Below are 21328 nucleotides of genomic sequence, written 5' to 3' on the forward strand. Positions count from 1 at the left end.
TGGGTAAAGAGATAATTACTTGGCAAATATATCTATGGCAGCAAGTCGCGAATGTCACACCCCAGTACCCTAGCAAGACGATAAGCCTTCTCTAGGGTGACATTGACCTGACCACGCTCAATCCGTCCTACATAGCTTCGATCAATCTCTGCCACATGTGCGAGTGCATCTTGCGATACGCCCAATTGAAGCCGTCTATCACGTACAGCATCACCAAACTTTTTTGCTAAATCTTGCATGTCTCGCCTCTCTCTGGCGAGCACTATCTCTGGTTGTCTGGCTAACGACCACGGACTATAATCCGCAATTGAATGAAAATTTTTTACTTCAGATTCTCGTGAGAGAAAAAGGATAACTTATGGATACCCAGACTGTGTGGTTACCAACCGCACTCTATACCGCACTCATTCGATTGCAGATGGATGATTTCACTACAACGGAGTGCTTGAACGCAGTCTTTGGTGAATCAGAGTACAATCAGGCCCATAAGAGGCGATATGGCCTCGTTTATCGTAATCTGATGAGGTTGGTTGACGCGGGTTTCCTGGAGCGGAGAAATGTTGATGATGTCCGATCGTATCCAAGTTTCGTTAAAACCCCTCTATTTCAGGATGTGAACTTTCAAGAGGAATTGAGTGACCAAGAGACTCAGAAGGTTAAGAAGATTAAGAGGATTCAGGAACACAAAGGGGGGGCGAATGACGCTCTCTTAGATGAGTTAAAAACGAAGGCAAATATCTACCGCATCGAAATTCAGGAGTGCCAGGCAGCAATTGCTGAATACAATAAGCTGCAAGCAGACTACCCTGCTCTGGATATAGCTATTGAGCATGCTCTCAGTGATAGATGTAAGGAATATAGTGACTTACGTGGCAGGTTAGCTGCCGTGGAGGAGGTGATGAGGGCTTTGGGGAGCACCGAGTTAGCACGCTAATGTTACCTCTCCTACATCTAAATTGATTTCAACTGTCGAGATAACCCTGCTGGCTGAAAGCAGCTCAGCTCCCTTGCCTGTTTTTTTGCACAAGCAAGCTTCTTTATTGCGAGGCTTGTTTGTTGCTCAAGCAAGCTTGCTTCAGTATGCTAATTTCTTTCAAAAAATGGGCTTAAACTATCCAGTGAGTGAACAAGGTCTTCAAGAGCCTGTTTATCATCTATTTGTTTCTGACGTAACAGTTTTACTGTTGTTAGCATTTTTTGGACTCTTATTCTCAATGGGGTTGCCTCATTCTCTAAACCGAGAGTGTCACTACTATCTTCTCTATTATACTCTGTAGCTAAGTGGATATAGTGAGAAAGCGTTTGGTTGGATGCATGTAGCGTAACTTTTCTGCACGCAGTGCTAGCCACGCTCAAAATGTTGGAAAAACTCCCCGATGCAGTTAACTTTTTTATTTCCCTTGCAATTAGCAGCGTAATAAATCTGTGACGAAAGGAGTGATTTGTTAGATGGCTTAGCTGGTGTCTGTACTTACTCGTGTTTATTACTTTTTTCGTATAGTTTTTTAAGTATGTAGCTGTTAGTGCTTTTCCTGTCCTTGAGTCAACGAAAATAGCATCATGGTCAAGAGACTTGAAAGTAGCCTCTATTAACTGAACGTGCCAGAGTAGAATTTGTAAGTCCTCACTCGTGGTTTGTACCTGTCGAAATTTACCGCTATATTTTCCCTTGCTGACAGGAATGTTTCTGATGACTATTTTTTGATTGGGGGTAAATAATGACTTGGCGGCATCTTTTATCATGGAACGCTTTATTTGATGAACTTCACTAATCCTGGAGCCTGTGATATTTAATGCCGTAGTTAAGGCTTGCCATCTAGAAGTAAGAAATTCGGATAATTGAGGATGGTAGTTTGAGGTTTCGATGGCTTCATACCACATTAATAATTCATGGTCTCGTACATATTCCATATCATATGAAATATGAATCAATCCACTAAATGAGTCATGATGGTTATACTTTGTTTCGAAGGTTCCTTTCTTGTACGTTTTGATAGAGTAATGAACTTTAAACTGCTTTTCAGGATCTTTTTGATTCGTAGATAAATTCCAATCAGCATTCCGGTTGGTTAGGAATATTATATAGTTTAAAGCTGTTTTTCCATGGGATAAGAGCGTGTCATCATTTATATCTCTTTCCTTTAGATGGGAAATAAAACTATACAAAGTGCTATCATTGATATTATTTAGCTCTATATCTAGTTCTTCAAGAAAGGAACAAAAGAGGTTTAGACTATAAGCCTTCTTGATAACGGTGGATGCTGATAACTTGACATTATAAGAGCGCGCACCGCCACCTATCTCTGTTAAATATGCATTTGCGGCCCAGTCAAACGATCCTCCTTTTTTCAGAATCATGGGGAGTGGCAATTCACGACTACCTCCAATTTTCCTGCTTGTTGTGAGAAATCTGAGATTAGTGTTTTTAGCTATAACTACCTTTGACATTATTTTACCTCCCATGCTCTATTTTTCCCGAGGATATTTGCCTGTTCGATAATCAACCGTCTATAGACATCATCAATTTGCTTGTCCTCTCTCCACTCATCTAAAAGTTGCATATATGCTCTGTACACCTCAGCAAGGGCAACACGTAACTCTTCATTTTCTTCTTTAATCTGGTTAACTTCTTCCCAAGTTAGCCCTGATTTTATATTTTCATTACCTAAAGTGGGCGTATTTGAGAGCAGCCTTTTATTTGCTTTGGCAATAGAGTCAATTAGTGTCGCTAGTTCTTTGGCGTTATGCTCCTTATGAGCAGTGTTCCATGAATACTTAATGATACCAAGTTCTGCATCCTCCCACTGATGAACAGATGTCTCTGATATTGTCTCTGTTTTAATTTCTAATGATTTTGGAATGTCGTCATAATTATTTATCTGACTTAAAAGCATAGATTTAGTCAGCATAGCCTGGGTTATAATATTCTTTTTGTCGATGACGCTTTGTGATGTCTCACCTTTTTTAAACTTAGCCATCCGTTTCACCATCATTATTTTTAAAATAAAAGAACACTTCATTGTTATCAATCTTATAGAAGCGAACTACTTGACCTGTTCTATTTTTGTGTTCTGTGATTAGGTCATGAACCAAGCCCTCTAGCACAGTATAAATAGTAGATGACTTTCTGGCTCGATTAACAATGTCTTGAATAGTGTTATCGCCATGGATAATTTTGTTTAGAGTCGCACCGATCCTTGCTATTGTATTCTCAGCCTCTTCAATCCACTCATCATTGGGAGATATTTCTGCATAATAGAATGTTTGATCTAAGTTTGAATGCCCCATAAACCATGACAGTTCCTCAAGACCTTGGTCATCTGAAAAGTTGAAATATAAGACAGCAAAAAAGCGTCTAAATTGATGAGTTGTACAATACCATCTTTTCCCATCGATAAGTGGGGAGTTACACCAATCCTGGAATATATCTAAACAGGACTTTATGTAGTCAGAACTTAAAGGTGTTTTGAGATAATCACCTGCACCATCATCCAATCTACCTGATGATATAGCTCTGTAGCTGATTGAGTTGCTAAACAAATATAGATCATTTTCATCAGCAACCAAACCACGCCTATCTTCAATCAAGCATGCTAAAGAAGAAAATTGTAAGCCGTAATCATATATTAGGTCTGGAATCGGTCTGTGCAAATCCTCTAGCTCATATCGCTCAGAACTTTTGGGGATTTTTAATATGATATCGTACAGTTCATCTACAGGGGATTGAACAAAACAGTTTCTTTTCAATGTGCGTAATGAGGTTGTACGAGCTGCAACAAAACTACATATGGCAATCCACATCGCAGCTGTATATAGCCTTACTGCCAATCCCAAGGAAATTCCATATTCGGTTTTGTCAAAGGATAGTGTTTTTAGTTCATTTTTAGGACGTTCCCATGATGTTATTTTTAAATGTTTTAATTTTTCAGGAATCGGTGCGTTATTAAACGCAAGCGTTCTAATTTCAGGGTTAAAACGAGTATATGCGGTTGTATTTGCAAAGTTTAGACTTTTAATTACATCTATTTCAGCATCATAAATTCTTTCAATGAACTCGTACAGAGGTTTTCCATACTCTCTAAGAAATCCAAGTGCAGATGAAATTGTATGAAGTGCAATGTGAGCAGGAATTAATGCCGTCTTTTCTTTGGCTATTAAAATATCAAAAATTTCTCTACCACCCTTGAATAGGGTGATTGGGCTATGTTGAAATGGATATTTCTGAGCCGCTCTTGAATTGTATAATGCCTCGATTGATGATATGGCATTGCTGATGGTGCTTTCGCTTGCAAGTAGCATCTCATCCAATTCTAATGGTTTCTCACACGCATTTTTGTATTGCCTTTTATAAGTAGTTTCCTGATCTTTGTCTGCGCAAAAATCACCATGCTCATTTAAGTAGTTGACAACCTTATCTTTAAGGCTGAGCAATTCACGCTTAGTGAGAAACATGCATGACTTTATGTAGCTCCAATCGATCTCTTTGATGCTACTGTATTTTTCAGTAATTATTTCCAGAGCACTTTCGAAGACATTTGCTTCAATCCCATAGGCTAATAAATAACCCTTTAGATCATTGTATTTTATTTCACCCAAGGAGCGAATTAATGGATTTCCATCCATAATTCTCCGTTCATTCGTATGGTATATGAGATTTATAGCCGCTCTAAATATGGCTTCAGCAGTCCTGGAACTTGTTATTTTTCCATTTACATCTAAATATAAAATACTATGTTGGATATCGATTAGTAATGGTCGATTTGCTTTATCGCCAAGGCGCTCATTTGGTGCTGTTGCCATAGTTATAAAATTCAATCTATGACTTTTAATGTCATTATTATCATAAAACTCACGATTGATACCATTTGAGGCCAATAGCCATATGTGATCACTTGTGGACTCATTCAGCATCCAGCGTGGTCTGGGGTATGTTGATTCATCAGCCATAGCTTGAATTTTTTCTGGGTCTACCAATTCTTTTATTGGTGATATTTTTTTGTTCATTTACGAACTCTCTTGCTCTATGGATTTATGAGCATTTCGCAACATGATTTTTAAAGGTGTGTTAGAGGTGGACACCATATTTATAACATCTGAGCATAATTTATTTAGGTGCTCATCCTGTCCTTCTTTAGCATAAATAATCGCTAGCTTTAAATTTTTTTCTGAAATACAGAAATATATTGGTTGTTCAAATTCATTATTACTAGGTTTCGCTGTCAGGCTATTGAACAATTCCCCGCCCATTTCAGGGTTAGAGAATGCACTTGCAAGCTGAGCTTTGAATTTACTCTCGTTTAGGTGGGCTGATTCGAAGGGGGTTTCGTCATTAGCTATAGCCATAAACAATAAAATTCTTTGAAATGCACGAATCTTAACCCTGTAAATTAACTCTTTCAGATGCTTTGGTATATATCTACTTAAAGTTGTTTTAACTGTATTGCCAAAATATGTCGCTGTGCGCAGTGCATCACCATGTGACTGTAAGTAGATTAGTATTCCCTTAGATGTTCTTACTTTTTTTAATGTGGCATAATTAATTACCTCTATACCACTTTTATTAGCCACCTCGTTTCGAATATGCTTGAAGCCACGTTGAAAATCACTGTGGCTACATTTTGATATTCCTCTAATTGTTACACATAGCCATAGGCTGTGATCAAACTCAACATTCCGCGCATTTTCAGTCATTTTCATAGCCATTTTAAGGCAAATGGACGCGTCAATATCTTGAGCTTTAACTTTATCTATAGGCGTTAAATCACCAATTGCTTTTCTAGTTCGTGCATATCTAGCACGTGCTTTTATTGTCCTGACTCTAACACTACCGTCATCATCTACCTGAATAAACTCTAATCCATAATTAGTAGCAAATGCTTTCATAGAGTAGAGGGAATAAGGATTGATACCAAGTTCCTCTGTAATAATAATTTGCATAGCTGATGCAGTAATGAGAGTTAAACCAAGGTATTGCAAAGCCTCTTCTTGCAGAATAACCCTGTCTTTTCCATTGCCTTTTGTAAGTTGGCTTAACTTATCGTAATTTTTGGTGAAATATGCGACTGTGTTCTCTAACCTTATGGGGTTATGTTGACTGAATGCGCTATTTTTAGTTTGTGCAGATAGAATCATTACTTTGAAACTCTTTCGCATTGTTACTTATAGCAATTAAATTTGGCGCCTCACAAAATCTCTTGTATGAGTCATGAACTATTTTTTTTGCGTATGACAAGAGAGTCTGAATATTGCTTTTAATATCTTTCTCTAGTTGTTCTAGAAAAAACTTCGAATCAATAGCGTGTTCTAATAAATTTTCATCATATATATTGACCTTTGAAATTATTGGGTTGTCATCTCTGATTTTTTCGGTATTAGTATCCCTGCGTAAGTTATTTGGAAGTTCAATGGAATCAGGTAGTAAGCCTTGTTTAATTAATACGGAAATGCAATTCTTAACATTTTGAAACTTCGAGTATGCAGTGCTCCTTTGAAGATGGTTAAGAATATTTCCCCTAAATTTAATCAGTTCGCCCTTTATTACGTTTGGCTGCCGATACCACTGGCTACTTTGTGATGATATATATTTAAGGAAGGCCCCAATGGGCTCTCTGTGATTTTTTACGATCTTAAAGGTATTTACGTGCTCCTTGATTTTTTGTGCAATGTCAGGAGGACATGTCGAGGATAATATGTCATCGAATTCATCATTGGCACCTTGTTTTTTGGTTGCTTTGCTTAAAAATGATAACGGTATAACTTTACTTTTGCATACGTCATACTGAGCTTCATTCATCCTTTTAAAAATTGGAGTTATAACGGTTAAAATATTTTCTTCAAAATAATTATTGTCAACCAAGTATTGAAATAAATTTGAATATGTAAAAAGCAATAGATTGAAGACCCGTAAGGATTTTGTGTAGGTTGTAGTGTGCGCTGTAATATAACTAAGCGTTTCGGTTAGTTCTGATAAATCTCTTTCGTTTAATATGCTCTGTAAAGGGATTATATATCTAGCTAGGTTTATTGATAGCACTTGATGATGTGCGGAGCTACATGAATATAAGAATGAGGAAATTAGATTGTATATATCGTTATTGAGGTGGGGGCGTATTGTCTCTAGGTGAGTAGGCAGCCCAGGATAAATTTTTATTTCCGTGCTAGATGGTAATTTAATGTCAAAATTGAAACGTTCCAATTCATGGGCAGGTAGACACTGAGCCCTGTAATTTTGAAAAACATCTTCTGTTATCTTTTTCCCTATTGTCGATTCTAGCTCATTAAGAGACTGCCCTGAAAACGCTTCGTTTTCTTTCATGAAAAGAATGAATTTCTTCAGTGCAAGAATATTTTCATTAGCAACCCTAAAGTCATACTTATGGCTTGCAATAAAACAATACATTTCTATGAATTCATGAATGCAAATGGTGTTTTTTGAGTTCAACGCATCTCTATAACCTGCAACGGATACCAACATGACTTGTAGTAGCCTATTGGCATAGTTATATGATGCTGTCTTGTTGAACCTTTTAAGCCACAGAATCATTTCATCGCTAAGATGCATCCCCAAGTATGTGTAGATGGCCTCAATTCGCTTGCTCGACACGATAATCACAGACCTAGTTGAAAGTTTCACATAGAGAGCGTAGTCCATTTTTTGCTCTGCAAGCCTGAGTATGCAGATTTTTTTCTAAATGAAGTGAAAGGTATGAGGTGACACTTTGATGTGATCCCCCAGATCGTTGCCGTGGTAGAGGCACAGCGCCCTGTTGATGCGCGCGAAATTCTCTTCCCGACCGAGTGCCCGGTGTGTGGCTCGGCAGTGGAGCGGCTGGAAGGAGAGGCGGTTGCCCGCTGCTCCGGCGGCCTGTTCTGCGAGGCGCAGCGCAAGGAGGCGATCAAGCACTTCGCCGCCCGTCGCGCCATGGATGTGGACGGCCTTGGCGACAAGATTGTCGAACAGCTGGTAGACAAGGGGCTGGTGAAGACTCCCGCCGATCTGTTCAGCCTCAATGCCATCCAGCTGGCAGGTCTTGAGCGGATGGGGCAAAAATCGGCCCTCAATCTGGTAGCCGCCATCGATGCGGCGCGCAGCACCACCCTGCCGCGCTTCCTGTTTGCTCTGGGGATCCGCGAAGTGGGGGAGGCGACAGCGCTCAATCTTGCCAACCACTTCCTCACCCTGGATGCCCTGCGCGCGGCTTCGGTGGAGCAGCTGCTCGAAGTAGCCGACGTGGGCGATGTGGTAGCCAAGCATGTCTACTACTTCTTGCGTCAGCCCCATAACGTGGAGGTGCTGGAAGCCTTGCTGGCTGCCGGCATCAACTGGCCAGCCATCGAGAAGAAAGAGGCCGCGGAGCAACCCTTTGCCGGCAAAACCTTCGTGCTGACCGGCACCCTGACCACCTTGTCGCGCAACGATGCCAAGGCGGCACTGCAGGCGCTGGGCGCCAAGGTAGCTGGCTCTGTGTCTGCCAAGACCGATGTGCTGGTCGCGGGGGAGGCGGCTGGTTCCAAGCTCGCCAAGGCGCAGGAGCTGGGTATCACCGTCTGGAGCGAAGAGGAGCTGCAACAGGCGTTGCAGGGCTGAGTGGCCCGCAGGCTGAGATGAAAAGAGAACCCGGCATGGCCGGGTTCTCTTTTATTGGGTGTTATTCACGCCAGAGGATCTTGTTGCGCCACTTCTCCGGTACTGTGAGGTGCCAGCGGGCGACTTCGCTCTTGCTGAAGACATACTCGCCACGCAGGGCCGCCCGGGGGGAGAGGGTTTTGGGCAGCGCACCCGCAAGTATGTTGTTGATGAGTGCCGCCGCCTGCAGCCCCTGATCCTTGCCATCGAGCACCAGGCCACCGATGGCCATCCCCTTGCCAACGGTGAACTCCCAGAAGCAGAAAACCGGCACCGGACTGTGCCGGCTGGCTCACTCCAGAACCGTTTTCTCATTCACATGCTTGCCATTTTCATCCAGCAGTGTGTGGTAGAGACCGAGGAAGATGGCGCCATAGCCGTTTTTCTTGCTGTTGAGCACCGCCTCCTGCCAGAGGTCATACTCGCCGAGCAGCTGGCTGTAGACCCGGGTTTGGCCGACGCGCAGCTCGGTCTGGGTTTTGAACTCATCCTCAATGGCGGTGAGGGCCACATTGCTGGAATCAAACAGTACCAGTGCTTTGTTGAGACCGCCCATCATCTGGCTCATCTCGCTGATATTGCGTTTGAGCAGCGGGCGTTCCAGCACGCCGGTGATCTTGGGATGGCCAACAAAGCCCTTGAGCCGGGGATTTTCGTTCATGCCGAGAAAGACGACGGGGGTACCGAGGGACGAGATCTCGCTGGCGAGATAGTTGATGGCGTTGTCATCGCCGAGCACCACAATATCCGGTTTGCTCTTGAGGTAGAAAGCGATTGCCTGTTGGGCGATCCCGTCGAACTCTTCCCGTGGTCGACGCTTGGTATCCATGTAGAAGTGGCTGATCTGGTGTTTCTCCTTGAGACCATCCACCAGCCCCTGGTTGTAACTGATGTCCCACAGATAGTCGGGGTGGTAGCTGCTGATCACCAGTATGTGGGCTGCCCATACAGGCAGGGAGAGGGTAGTCAGCAGTAGCAGCAAGAGGGATTTACGCATGGGGTGTCCTGTGTCGAACCGTCGTCTCTACCCGCTCAGTATGAGTGGTTTTGCTTGGCACTGTCACGCCGCCATCCAGAGTGTTTATTGCGAATTTTTTTCTGCTTGGGCAGATCGGACGCCAGCCCGCACCACCGTTGAGAATGGCCTTGTTTGAGGCTTTTATTGGTTGGTCGTGAACTGTCCCACTCGCTGTAAAACCTGTTTTGGATCAATAAATGGCTAACTGCTTTGGTGCCTAATAGACACCACATATAGGGCTGCATTCATTTTTAATACCTATATGTTGTGTTATTAAGCTGTGTATAAGCTGTTCCCTTCCTCTCTTCAGCCCAGGCTTGTCAAGCCTCGGCTGAATTTGTTTGCGTTCAGGACGAGACGTTGGAGGGGAACCAACAAGGGTAAGCCCAGAGCAGATTGCCTGGCCTTTTAACGGGGAAAATTCATGAAACCGGTTGTGATCAAACGTGACGGCTGTCGCGCACCATTCAATGCCCAGTTGATTAGCGAGGCGGTCAGTCGTGCTGCGGAAGCGGTCAATCAGGCCAATCCGGCACTGGCACAGCGTATCTCAAGCGCGGTGAGTCAGGAGCTGGAGGGGCGTGGTGAGGTTGATATCCACGAGATCCAGCGTCTGGTTGAAAACCACCTGATGGCCTCCGATGACAAGGTCATTGCCCGCGCCTATATCGAATATCGTCACGATCGGGATCAGGCCCGCGAGGCGCGCGGTCGTCTGGCGCAGGAGATCCGCGGTCTGGTAGAGCAGACCAACGCGGCCCTGCTCAACGAGAACGCCAACAAAGATTCCAAGGTGATCCCGACCCAGCGCGACCTGCTGGCCGGTATCGTCGCCAAGCACTATGCCACCAGCCACATGCTGCCCCGTGATGTGGTTCAGGCCCACGAGAGCGGCGATCTGCACTTCCACGATCTCGACTACTCCCCCTTCTTCCCGATGTTCAACTGCATGTTGATCGATCTGCAGGGGATGCTGACTCACGGCTTCAAGATGGGCAATGCGGAGATCGATACCCCGAAATCGATCAGCACCGCCACCGCGGTCACAGCCCAGATCATTGCCCAAGTGGCGAGCCACATCTATGGCGGCACCACCATCAACCGCATCGATGAAGTGCTGGCCCCCTATGTGACCATCAGCTGGCAGAAGCACCGTGAAGTGGCCGAAGAGTGGGGCATTGCCGATGTGGAAGCCTACGCCATGGCCCGCACCGAGAAGGAGTGCTACGACGCCTTCCAGTCGCTGGAGTACGAAGTCAACACCCTGCACACCGCCAACGGCCAGACCCCGTTCGTTACCTTCGGCTTTGGCCTGGGGGACAGCTGGCAGTCGCGGATGATCCAGCGTGCCATCCTCAGCAACCGTATCGCCGGCCTTGGCAAGAACAAGAAGACCGCCGTGTTCCCGAAACTGGTGTTCGCCATCAGGGATGGTCTCAACCACAAGCAGGGCGATCCCAACTACGACATCAAGCGGCTGGCGCTGGAGTGTGCCTCCAAGCGGATGTACCCGGATATCCTCAACTACGACCAGGTGGTGAAGGTGACCGGCTCCTTCAAGACCCCCATGGGCTGCCGCTCCTTTCTCGGTGCCTACGAGGAGAATGGCGAGCTGATCCACGAAGGTCGCAACAACCTCGGCGTGGTGAGCCTCAACCTGCCGCGCATTGCCCTGAAATCCCGCGATGAAGCGGATTTCTGGGACAAGCTGGACGCCGCCCTGCGGGTCGCCAAGAAGGCGCTGATGTATCGCATCGAACGTCTCGACGGGGTCAAGGCTCGGGTCGCCCCCATCCTCTATATGGAAGGGGCTTGCGGTGTACGCCTCAAGGCCGACGACAACGTCAGCGAGATCTTCAAGAACGGTCGCGCCTCCATCTCTCTTGGCTATATCGGGGTACACGAGACCATCAATGCTCTGTTCGGTGACTCGGTGCACCTGTTCGACAGCGCCGAGTTGCAGCAGAAGGCCATCGCCATCATCGAGCGCCTCAAGGCCGCGACCGATGAGTGGAAGGAGGAGACCGGCTACGGCTTCAGCCTTTACTCCACCCCGAGCGAGAACCTCTGCTCCCGCTTCTGCCGCATCGATGCCAAAGAGTTTGGCGTGGTGCCGGGTGTGACCGACAAGGGCTACTACACCAACAGTTTCCACCTCGATGTGGAGAAGCAGGTCAACCCGTACGACAAGCTGGACTTCGAGGCGCCCTATCCGCCCATCGCCAGCGGCGGTTTCATCTGCTACGGCGAGTACCCCAATATCCAGCACAATCTGGAAGCGCTCGAAAACGTCTGGGATTACAGCTATGACAAGGTGCCCTACTACGGTACCAACACCCCCATCGACGAGTGCTACGACTGCGGCTTTACCGGCGAGTTCGAGTGCACCTCCAAGGGCTTTACCTGCCCGCGCTGCGGCAACCACGATCCCGCCAAGGTGTCGGTGACCCGCCGTGTCTGCGGCTACCTCGGCAGCCCGGATGCGCGCCCTTTCAATGCGGGCAAGCAGGAAGAGGTGAAGCGCCGCGTCAAACATATGTAAGCCGAGCCCTCACCCTAGCCCTCTCCCAAGGGGAGAGGGCACCGGCCGATGTACTGTTTGCGCTGTTTTGCTCCCTTCTCCCCTCGCGGGAGAAGGGGCGGGGATGAGGGGGCCGTAATAGAGAGAGATGATGCACTACCACCAATACTATCCGGTCGATGTGATCAACGGCCCCGGCACCCGTGCCACCCTGTTTGTCTCGGGCTGTGAACATCAGTGCCCCGGCTGCTACAACCAGAGCACCTGGCGCCTTGACGGCGGCAAGCCGTTCGATCAGGCGATGAGCGATCGCGTCATTGCGGATCTCAACGACAGCCGCATCAAACGGCGCGGGCTCTCGCTCTCCGGCGGCGATCCGCTCCACCCGGCCAACGTTCCTCATGTGCTGGCGCTGGTGAAACGGGTGCGTGCCGAGTGTCCCGGCAAGGATATCTGGTGCTGGACCGGTTACCTGCTGGGCGAGCTCACCGTACCTCAACGGGAGCTGGTGGCTCTGCTTGATGTGCTGGTGGATGGCAAGTTCGAGAAGGTGCTGGCGGATCCCGGTTTGCTCTGGCGTGGCAGCAGCAACCAGCAGATCCACGATCTCAACGCCTGGCGTGAGGGCGGGGAGCGCATCCCCTGTCTGTTTGCCTCCTGAGTCCGGCATTCTGCCGGGTTAACTTTCGCCAACTTGATGTTTTCAGGGCCAATCTTCACAGATTGGCCCTTTGTTTATGTCCAGCTCGGGTCTTTTTCGCTAGGATGGGTCACTGACCAGTGGACGGCCAGTCTGCTGACCAAGAGCAGAACAAGAAACAACCAGCATAAGAGACGAAAAGGAGCTTGGCATGGGATGGAAAGCATTGTGGTTGGGGTGTGCCGTGTTGCTGCTGGCAGGATGCAGTTCCCGGCAGGAGGTCGCCGCTAACCGTACACCGATCGCGATTCCCCTCGAGCAGCTCTCCAGTTACTGGATCCAGGAAAACCGCCTTTCATTCTTTGGTGATGACGTGCCTGTTGTTGTGCCTGCCAAACCGGTCAGGGGATATGTGGATGTACGCTACCAGATCGATGCCGATGGCAATCCGATAAAACCAGAGATCGTCGCCGCCGAGCCGCCCGGAGAGCTGGAGCAGAGCGCTTTGGCAACCCTCTCGCGGCTGCGCTACAGTCCGGCGGACAGCAATCCGGATGCCATTCCCGTGGTGGTGACCAACCGCTTTGAAATAGAGCTCAACTGATCCCCGAACAACCAAAAGAGAGACCCCGGTCTGGCCGGGGTCTCTTCTATTACTGCTGTTTGCAGTTGTTGTAGACGATCTGCCAATCATCGTCCTGACCGCGCATCTCGACAAACCCTTCATCCCCTTTGTTCCACCAGACGGCTTCACGTTCATCCGTATAGCGGGCGCCAGAGGCCGAGATGGCCTGCGGCAGGGTGTAATCCTTGCCGTCCGGTAGAGACAACTTGATAAAGCTGAGGCTCTCGTCGGAGAGGGAGAAGTAGCGCACCTGCACCTTCTTGCCCTGCTCGCACTGATAGCTGACGGGGTTACCGCCGGTAACTGTGAGGGTATTGCCCTGATTGCAGCCGGCAAGCAGCGAGAGAGCCAGTGCCCCCGCGCTCATCATATGGACCTTGTTCATGGTTACAGCTCCCCTGATGTTATACGGTGGTGTCATACGGGCGTGAGCCTAACAGCTCAACGCTCTGCTGTAATCACTTTGTGCGAGGGTTGCGTCGATTGATGTCTGACTGGGGCAGAATGTGGCCGGAGCGCCTTTCAGCGTGCCCCGAGCCGGGTTTCAAACTGCTGCATTAGCGCATCGTAGGTGCCGTTCATTTTGGTCTTCTGCAGCCCCTTCTCGAACCGTCTGGCCATCTCTTCCCCTTGAGGGTGTTGGCGAGAGAAGGCGACCCAGAAGCCATCGGTAGAGAGCTTACCGACCTTGACCACCTGCCCCGTCAGCGCTTTCTCCCGGATCTTGAGATAGCCCGGCATACCGTTCATCAGGATGTAGTCGACTCGGCCCCGTGCCAGCATATCGAGGATCTGGGCGTCGGATTTGGCCTGAAAACGGGCGATCTGCGGATCTGCCATAAAGTTGGTGGGGTAGGTGTAACCAAGGGTGATGCCGACCCGTTTGCCCTTGAGAGAGGCGAGGTCGAGGTCCCGGCGTGGCTCGCTGGCAAGGGCAAAGATGGCGAGATCCTCGCTGAACATGGGAGTCTTGTGCCAAAAGTACTGGTCGCGATTCTCATCCGTGATGGTGGCATCGAAGCAGCCTGCCAGCTGGTCGCTCTTGGCATCGTGCATGCAGCGGGCAAAGGGGAGGGTTCGAAAGGCGACCTCGATACCTTCGGCGGCGAATACCGCCCGAACCAGCTCGGGTGCCAGCCCTTGCGGTTGACCCGTCTCCCTGTTCAGCACGCTGTAGGGGGCCCAGTCATCTTCGGCGCCAATCAGCAATGGTGCTGCGCCGGTCTGGCTTGCCGCCAGCCAGAGCACCCCTGCCAACCATTTTCCCCACCCTGCGACCATAGCGCGGCTCCTCACCCATGCATTGCAGCTCTACAAGCATAGCTAGCCTCCTTGCTCCGCCCGGTCAAGGTGGTTAGTGGCGTTCGAGTACGCCAACCGTCAGCAGCCGAAGCGGGTTGCCTCAAAGCGGTTGAGTAGCTGGTGCACCAGATAGCAGATCAGCAGGGTGGCCACGATGGCAAAGAGGATGCTGCTGACCCGGTAGAGTGCACTGAATACCAGATCGTTTCCCGGCGTCAGATATTGACCGAACAGGATGCCGAGGGTGGTCAGGGCGCCAAAACCGACGCCGGAACCGCTCGCCTCCTTCACATGGGCATGGCTGAATAGCATGGCGCCGAGCCAGAGCAGCGGAGCCACCAGCAGCAGTTGACCCGACCAGTCATAGAGCAGCAGCTGGCCAAGCAGACCGAAGGTGACCCCGAGCAAGGTGCCCATGGCCCGTTTGCGGGCGTAGTTCAGCGCCCCGTTCCAGTGCATGGGAAAGAGCACCAGCAGGGTGGTGGCTTGCGCCGACATGGAGTCACGCAGATCAAACACCTGAAACACCAGAAACGAGAGGGTGGCGACCGTTGCTCCCAGCAGAGCCTCATGGCGCATCCGGTGCGGAGCCTTGGGGGTTGGGGCTGGTTTGGGGCGCGCCTCCACATCCGGTATCAGGGCCGTCATCAGGTAGGCGATAAGCACCGACAGCACGCTGGCCCAGAGGTTATTGAAGATGAGGTCGTTGAGGTCGGTCTGCGGATAGCTGGCAAAGTGGAGCATGATACTGAGGCTCAGCACACCGTTGGCACCAAACAGGAACAGGCTGCCCCGCGACATGGCGGCAAAGCGGTAGAGAAACAGCAGAAAGGCGATGGGGGTCATCAGCCCGGGGTGGCTGCCGAACAGCCCCCCCAACAGACCCACCTCCACTCCGCAGATGGCTGCCGCAGCGATCAGCTGGCGCGCGGCATGACCATTCATCACCGGCACCATGCCAAGCAGCAGCACGGGGGTCACTGTGTAGAAGACCCCGTAATTCCAGCCACACAGCTTGCAGAGCAGAAAGCCGGTGGTGCAGCCAAAGGCGATACGCAGGCACTGGCGCAACTCGTTGCCGGTCAGGGGCCGATGCCACAGATGGGTTGTGGCTGGACTGGGTGACGCAGCTTGATTAGTAGACATAGTGCAGCAGGCTGAGCAGATGGATCTGGGCACGAGCCAGCATGGCGGTCAGCGGGTTGTCCGGCAGCAGTTGTACCGTGGCCCGGGCACCGGCGGGGAGGTGGGACGGGAGATCATCCAGCTCCAGATGCAGGCGCATCCGCTGGGCATCCCGTACCCAGCGATCCGATTCGACCGGAGCGGCCAGCCGGCCGTTGGCATCAAACTGACCGGCGCTCACACCCGCATCAAGACTGCTGACGCGGGCGGGATAGAGCTGGCCCGGTTCACCATCGAAGGCGACCAGCGCCCTGGTCTGGTCACCAACGTGGCGCAGGCTCTTTTCACGAAAATCGGCAATGACATCCACTTGTTCCGACACCAGCGCCAGCAGCGGATTGCCTGCACTGGCGATGCTGCCCGGCTTGAGTTGCAGGTTGGTGATGGTGCCATCCTGATCCGCATGCACCTGGCTGTAAGCCAGTGCCAGCTCGGCCTGAGCCAGTTTGTTGCGGGCCTGGCGCAGCAGCAGGTTGTCATCCCCGGTCAAGCCACGGCTGGCCTCAAGCTGAGTCAGCTTCGCCTTGCTGGCACGCAGACTGGCCTGGGCACTGCGCAGGGCGCTATCCGCCTCATCTTTTTGCTGCAGCGAGACCATGCGACTCTGGAACAGAGCATTAATCCGCTCAGCTTCACGCCACTTCTGGCTGGCCAGCGTCTCCTTGGCATAGAGCTCGGCATTGGCGGCACTGAGGGCCGCATCCAGCTCGCTGTTCTGCTGCTCTGCTTGCGCCAGGGCAAGACGGGCCTGTTCGACCGCCAGCTCGAAGGGAACCGGGTCCAGCCTGAAGAGCAGGTCGCCTTTTTTGACCTGCTGGTTGTTGTGTACCGCTACTTCGACCACCTTGCCGCTAACTTGCGGGGCCAGCTTGGTGACAACCCGGGTGGCCATGGCCTGCGGGGTGAGGGGCATCAGCAGGTCTGCCATCAGAAAGTAGGCAAAGAGGGCGGTAAAGCCGGCCATGGACCATTTGATCCAGCGGCTGAATTGTTGATCCGGGGTCATCTTATTCCTCTGTGGGTTGTGCATCGGGCGGGGTGCTCTGCCCACCGTTCTCGTTGTGTGTTTCAATCTTGCTCAGGGCATTGGCCGAGATACGCTGCACCGTCGCCTCAAACAGACTCAGGGTCTCTTCGTCGATACCGGCCAGCAGCTCTCTGCGAATATTCATGATGCGGTTGGCTATCTGGTCGAGCAGGGTCTGGCCGGAGGGGGTGACCGAGACGATGCGGGCCCGTTTGTCCTGACTGCAGCAGTGGCGTTCGATCAGCCCCTGCTCTTCCAGCTGGCCGAGGGTGCGCATCAGGGAGGGAAGCTCGATTTCGAGGGCATCGGCCAGGGTCTTCTGGCTGACATGGTTGCCCATGCGGGAGAGCTTCCAGAGCGCCGTCCAGCGCGGGTGGGTCAGGCCAAGGGGGGCCAGCTCCAGATCAGCGGCGGTACGCCACAACCGGTGCATGCGTGCTATTTGCTCGGCGAGCGACAGTTCGCGCAACCTCTCCAGATCCGTCATCCCTTGTTCCTCACTCACATAAATTTGTTAGCCTGCTAACTATTATCATTTGTTTAGCAGGCTAAGTAAATAGTGTGATGCAGATCTCTTTATCAGCAGATAGCAGCAAATCGTGAACGGGTGGGGCTTGATTGGAACTTGTTGACTGTGGCGTGACCTGCTCCGGGGAAAAAGGGGAAGAGCGGAAATATGTGACGAAATGCCGTAATAATTTCGAGGCTATTTTCAGAAAATATCTGTATCGCTCGCGCAGCTTATTTTTTATCCGCTAATATTGATGAGGTTATAAAACAGGGAGAGACGGGTTGTGGATGGCTATGACAGTGGATGTGTATATCTGGCAATAGAAGCTCTGCTGAGTGATGGAGAATATGGTGCAGAGTCCCATTATGGTGTGAGTCGGGAGGGGCCCAATAAGGGCGCCAGCAAGCATGCCGATATCTGCCATGATTTTGACCCTGCCAATATTCCATTGCTGCTGATGGAATAGATCTGACCACGTGTAGTCCTTGTGAGTTCAAGCCGGTGCCGATGTATGCACTGGCTTGGCTCATCGCTCTATATCGATATTCCCCTTTCCTGACGTTGGCCAAGCCGCCAGTTTTTTGCGATGCCTTGCTCTTGCTGTGTCTCTGCTGCCATAGCCACGGATGGCTGCGGCGCGGCTGGTCGACAGGCACCGACCCCGACCATATGTTTCGCTGCCAGCGTAGATTATTTGCCCGCAGGGTTTGTCATCCGGTTCTGCTATTTTCACCGACTCCTCTGCTTATCCCGCTCCACAAGTCGGGATTGGCTGGAAAATAATTGTCCGGTTTGTTCGCTTGAGCTTCATATAACGCCCGCTTGCCATACCGGATGTATGACATTTGTTCGAGGCGTGACGTTTAAGTTTTTAATGTTTTTATATGGCTTTGCAGTCTGGCTAACCGACAGGGGCGAGGGGGATCAATAAAGTAGCGGCCACAATCACACGCAGAGTCCATAACAATGAAAAACCTCTCTACCCTACCAACCACACAAGAAAAGGCCGCTTTTATGGGTGGCCACCAAATTGCCGGTATGCCGCTCTTTATATTTCTCGGGCTGGCGACCTGCGTTCTCTTTTCCGGCTGGAACGGCTCGCTGCCGCTCGGCATGGTCGGTGCGCTGGCGCTGATGTTTGTGCTGGGCACCCTGCTGACCGAGCTGGGCGAGCGGATCATGCCGATCCGCGAATATCTGGGTGGCGGCACCATCCTTGCCATCTTCGGCGGTGCCGCCCTGTTTGAATATCAGTTGCTGCCGGTGCAGGCGGGACAGGTCATCACCAACTTCATGAAGGAGGGGGGCTTTCTCAACTTCTTCATCGCCAGTCTGGTGACCGGTTCGGTGTTTGGCATGAGCGGCGCTTTGCTGAAAAATGCCGCCATGCGCTACCTGCCGGTCATTCTTGGTGGCGTCGCACTGGCGCTGCTGAGCGTGGGGCTGGTCGGCTTCCTGATGGGATATGGCTTCAAGAATGCGGTGCTGCTGATCGGCCTGCCCATCATGGGCGGTGGCATGGGCGCTGGCGCGGTGCCTCTGGTGGAGATCCTCTCCGGCCCGATGCAGATGTCCAGTGCGGATCTCTTGTCACGCATGGTACCGGCGGTCGTGATCGCCAATACCCTGGCCATTCTGGTGGGCTCCCTGCTGGCGCGCCTTGGTCGCCGTTACCCTTCTCTGACCGGCAACGGCAAGCTGATGGTCAAAGAGAATAGTCAGAGCATTGCTGACGAGCAGGCCGAAGCGCCGACCCTGCAGAGTCTGGGCATGGGCCTTTTCATCAGCTCCAGCATGTTTGTGCTGGGCTCCCTGCTTGGCAACTTTATCCCCATGCACCCCTTCGCCCTGATGATTTTGGCAGTCGCCTTTATCAAGGTGAGTGGCCTGCTGCCGCGCCGCTATGAGCAGGCGGCAGCCGACTGGTATCAGTTTGTGGTGAGCAACCTCACCCCCTCCCTGCTGGTGGGGATCGGCGTCGCCTATACCAGTATTCCCGAGCTCATCAGCGCCTTTTCCATCAGCTACTTCGTACTGGTCATGGTCACCGTGATTGGCGGCGCCCTCGGTGCGGCGTTGGTCGGCAAGCTGATCGGCTTCTATCCCATCGAGGCGGCCATCACCGGCGGGCTCTGCATGGCCAACATGGGGGGCACCGGCGATGTGGCCGTGCTCTCGGCGGCCCAGCGAATGAAGCTGATGCCCTTTGCCCAGATCTCCTCACGTCTCGGCGGTGCCGTGATGCTGATTTTGGCGACCGCTCTTATCTCCCTGCTTGCCTGATATCGGATTGAGGAACAAACAAGATGAACGACATCATGATGGGCACCAGCCTGCCCTATGCAGAACGCAAGCGTCAGGGTGTACGTGGCCGCATGCCGCACAAGGAGGAGTCTCTCTCCCAGCAGCGGCGCCGGATCTACCGATTGGTCAGCGCCATGCAGAGTCCGTTTGACCAGCATCTGCTGCTGCGCCAGCTGCAGGAGGACAACCCGGTGCTCTTCTACGATCTGGTGCGCCACCACCTGCCGGAGCTGCTGCCGATCATCTACACCCCGGTGGTGGGGGAGGCGTGCCAGCGCCACAGCGATCTCTATCTGCGCAGCCACGGGCTCTACCTCTCCTGGCACGACAGGGACGATCTTGACGACATCCTCGAGTCGGTGGAGCAGGAGGTGGATGTGATCGTCATCTCCGACGGCGAGCGGGTGCTTGGGCTCGGCGATCTCGGTATCGGCGGCATGGGGATCTGCATCGGCAAGCTGGCGCTCTACTCCGCCGCGGGTGGCATCAACCCGGCACGTACTCTGCCGCTCTGCGTCGATGTGGGCACCAACAATCCCGAGCTGCTGGAGGATGACTCCTACCTCGGCTGGCAATCCCCGCGCATCGACGGCGAGAGCTACTACCACTTCATGGACAAGGTGGTAGCCGCCATTCGCAAGCGCTGGCCGCAGGTGGTGCTGCAGTTTGAGGATTTCGCCGGCAAGCACGCCGCCAACCTGCTGGCCCGCTATCGCGACGAGCTCTGCATGTTCAACGACGACATTCAGGGGACGGCGGCAGTGGCCTCCGCCTGCGTGCTGGCCGGGTTGCAACAGGCGGGCACGGCCCTGTGCGATGCCCCGGTGCTGATCGTCGGGGCGGGCTCGGCCGGTTGCGGCATTGCCGCCATGCTGGCCCAGCTGGCGGGGAGTCACGACGGCGTCTGGCTGTTTGATCAGGATGGGGTGGTTTGCTGCGATCGTCCCAACTTGACCCGCGCCCAGCAGCCCTTTGCCCGCGCCGTGGAGGAGGCCAACAGCTCGCTGCTGGAGACCATCCGCCAGGTGCGACCGGCGGTGCTGATCGGGGTGAGTGGTCAGGGTGGCCTCTTTACCCGCGAGGTGTTGCAGGCGATGGGGGAGGTGTGCGATCAGCCGGTGATCCTGCCGCTCTCCAATCCGACCCGCAGCGCCGAGGCGACGCCCGAGCAGGTGTGGGCCGCCACAGATGGCCGCGCCCTGCTGGCCACCGGTAGCCCGTTTGCGCCGGTGACGGTGGCCGGTGAGCGGCGGGTGGTCTCCCAGTGCAACAACGTCTATGTCTTCCCGGGGATTGGTCTCGGGGCCTGCGCCGTCAAGGCGCGCCGTATCAGTGATGGCATGTTGCTGGCCGCGGTGCGGGCGGTCGGTGCCTATCCGCTGTTGGCGGGTCGCCTGCTGCCTCCCATCGAACAGGTGGGGGAGGTGGCTCGCGCCGTCGCCAGAGCGGTGGCGCTCTGCGCCCGTGAGGAGGGTTTGGCCGATTTTGCCGGTGATCCGGCACCTTTGATTGACCAGACCTGGTGGCATCCGCACTATTGGGTGGCTTCCTGACGTTGCAAGGTCCGTG

Annotated in this window: 18 protein-coding genes and 2 pseudogenes; 8 read left to right on the forward strand and 12 right to left on the reverse strand. The window is 51.9% G+C overall.

Features of this window, described 5'->3' with window-relative positions; genetic code table 11:
- Window positions 1-32: 32 nt before the first annotated feature.
- A complete protein-coding gene (locus WE862_RS10000) occupies window positions 33-239 on the reverse strand; it encodes a helix-turn-helix domain-containing protein (protein ID WP_082035522.1) in 207 nt (68 codons plus the stop codon).
- A 119-nt stretch (window positions 240-358) separates the two neighbouring features.
- Here WE862_RS10000 and WE862_RS10005 point away from each other — a divergent pair, with 119 nt between their 5' ends.
- Entirely contained in the window at window positions 359-934 is a 576-nt protein-coding gene (locus tag WE862_RS10005; RefSeq protein ID WP_042032937.1) for a hypothetical protein, read from the forward strand.
- 149 nt (window positions 935-1083) lie between these two features.
- On the opposite strand, the gene WE862_RS10010 is transcribed toward WE862_RS10005, so the two are convergent.
- Genes WE862_RS10010 through WE862_RS10030 form a run of 5 tightly spaced genes read right to left on the reverse strand, consistent with a single transcriptional unit; the run spans window position 1084 to window position 7474 of the window.
- Window positions 1084-2448: a tyrosine-type recombinase/integrase gene (locus WE862_RS10010; protein WP_082035523.1), complete on the reverse strand. Its 1365-nt coding sequence runs from the start codon at window positions 2446-2448 to the stop codon at window positions 1084-1086.
- The gene (locus WE862_RS10015) at window positions 2448-2978 is read right to left on the reverse strand and encodes a hypothetical protein (RefSeq protein ID WP_042032938.1); all 531 of its coding nucleotides are present in this window, start codon (window positions 2976-2978) and stop codon (window positions 2448-2450) included. Before WE862_RS10015 ends, WE862_RS10010 begins: the two co-directional genes overlap by 1 nt.
- Window positions 2971-5004 (reverse strand): hypothetical protein, encoded by a 2034-nt coding sequence (locus WE862_RS10020; RefSeq protein ID WP_042032939.1) that lies wholly within the window; start codon window positions 5002-5004, stop codon window positions 2971-2973. The genes WE862_RS10015 and WE862_RS10020 overlap by 8 nt, the downstream gene beginning before the upstream one ends.
- A complete protein-coding gene (locus tag WE862_RS10025) occupies window positions 5005-6132 on the reverse strand; it encodes a hypothetical protein (RefSeq protein ID WP_339058740.1) in 1128 nt (375 codons plus the stop codon).
- Complete coding sequence (locus WE862_RS10030; RefSeq protein WP_339058741.1) at window positions 6110-7474, reverse strand: hypothetical protein; 1365 nt, start codon at window positions 7472-7474, stop codon at window positions 6110-6112. The genes WE862_RS10025 and WE862_RS10030 overlap by 23 nt, the downstream gene beginning before the upstream one ends.
- 246 nt (window positions 7475-7720) lie before the next feature.
- On the opposite strand from WE862_RS10030, the pseudogene ligA reads away from it, so the two are divergent.
- Window positions 7721-8587 (forward strand): annotated as a pseudogene (gene ligA, locus WE862_RS10035) (NAD-dependent DNA ligase LigA); the annotation flags it as partial.
- A gap of 61 nt (window positions 8588-8648) precedes the next feature.
- Here ligA and WE862_RS10040 read toward each other — a convergent pair.
- Window positions 8649-9623 (reverse strand): annotated as a pseudogene (locus WE862_RS10040) (ABC transporter substrate-binding protein).
- 445 nt (window positions 9624-10068) lie between these two features.
- Between WE862_RS10040 and nrdD the strand changes: the two are divergent.
- From nrdD to WE862_RS10055, 3 genes are all read left to right on the forward strand, one after another.
- A complete protein-coding gene (nrdD, locus tag WE862_RS10045; protein WP_042032944.1) occupies window positions 10069-12186 on the forward strand; it encodes an anaerobic ribonucleoside-triphosphate reductase in 2118 nt (705 codons plus the stop codon).
- Between the two features lie 130 nt (window positions 12187-12316).
- Window positions 12317-12826, forward strand: a complete 510-nt coding sequence (gene nrdG / locus WE862_RS10050; protein ID WP_042033115.1) for an anaerobic ribonucleoside-triphosphate reductase-activating protein — start codon at window positions 12317-12319, stop codon at window positions 12824-12826.
- A 190-nt stretch (window positions 12827-13016) separates the two neighbouring features.
- Complete coding sequence (locus WE862_RS10055; protein ID WP_042032946.1) at window positions 13017-13409, forward strand: energy transducer TonB; 393 nt, start codon at window positions 13017-13019, stop codon at window positions 13407-13409.
- Window positions 13410-13458: 49 nt separating this feature from the next.
- Here WE862_RS10055 and WE862_RS10060 read toward each other — a convergent pair whose 3' ends face one another.
- The 5 genes from WE862_RS10060 to slyA form a co-directional block, all read right to left on the reverse strand.
- Window positions 13459-13815: an MliC family protein gene (locus tag WE862_RS10060; RefSeq protein WP_042032947.1), complete on the reverse strand. Its 357-nt coding sequence runs from the start codon at window positions 13813-13815 to the stop codon at window positions 13459-13461.
- A gap of 137 nt (window positions 13816-13952) precedes the next feature.
- The gene (locus WE862_RS10065) at window positions 13953-14711 is read right to left on the reverse strand and encodes a substrate-binding periplasmic protein (protein WP_042032949.1); all 759 of its coding nucleotides are present in this window, start codon (window positions 14709-14711) and stop codon (window positions 13953-13955) included.
- A gap of 99 nt (window positions 14712-14810) precedes the next feature.
- Window positions 14811-15878, reverse strand: coding sequence for a DUF2955 domain-containing protein (locus WE862_RS10070; protein ID WP_042032951.1), 1068 nt, complete (start codon window positions 15876-15878; stop codon window positions 14811-14813).
- A complete protein-coding gene (locus WE862_RS10075) occupies window positions 15868-16923 on the reverse strand; it encodes an HlyD family secretion protein (RefSeq protein WP_042032958.1) in 1056 nt (351 codons plus the stop codon). Before WE862_RS10075 ends, WE862_RS10070 begins: the two co-directional genes overlap by 11 nt.
- A 1-nt stretch (window position 16924) precedes the next feature.
- Window positions 16925-17431 carry a transcriptional regulator SlyA gene (slyA, locus tag WE862_RS10080; RefSeq protein ID WP_042032961.1) on the reverse strand — a complete coding sequence of 169 codons (507 nt, stop codon included), beginning with the start codon at window positions 17429-17431 and terminating at the stop codon, window positions 16925-16927.
- A gap of 307 nt (window positions 17432-17738) precedes the next feature.
- Between slyA and WE862_RS10085 the strand changes: the two genes are divergently transcribed.
- The 3 genes from WE862_RS10085 to WE862_RS10095 all read left to right on the forward strand — a co-directional run bounded on the left by WE862_RS10085 (window position 17739) and on the right by WE862_RS10095 (window position 21312).
- Window positions 17739-17921, forward strand: coding sequence for a hypothetical protein (locus WE862_RS10085; RefSeq protein ID WP_225628274.1), 183 nt, complete (start codon window positions 17739-17741; stop codon window positions 17919-17921).
- A 500-nt stretch (window positions 17922-18421) separates the two neighbouring features.
- Window positions 18422-19738 carry a 2-hydroxycarboxylate transporter family protein gene (locus tag WE862_RS10090; RefSeq protein WP_042032962.1) on the forward strand — a complete coding sequence of 439 codons (1317 nt, stop codon included), beginning with the start codon at window positions 18422-18424 and terminating at the stop codon, window positions 19736-19738.
- A gap of 23 nt (window positions 19739-19761) precedes the next feature.
- Entirely contained in the window at window positions 19762-21312 is a 1551-nt protein-coding gene (locus WE862_RS10095) for an NAD-dependent malic enzyme (protein WP_042032963.1), read from the forward strand.
- Window positions 21313-21328 lie beyond the last annotated feature (16 nt).

This window comes from Aeromonas jandaei (assembly GCF_037890695.1).
GTDB lineage: Bacteria > Pseudomonadota > Gammaproteobacteria > Enterobacterales > Aeromonadaceae > Aeromonas > Aeromonas jandaei.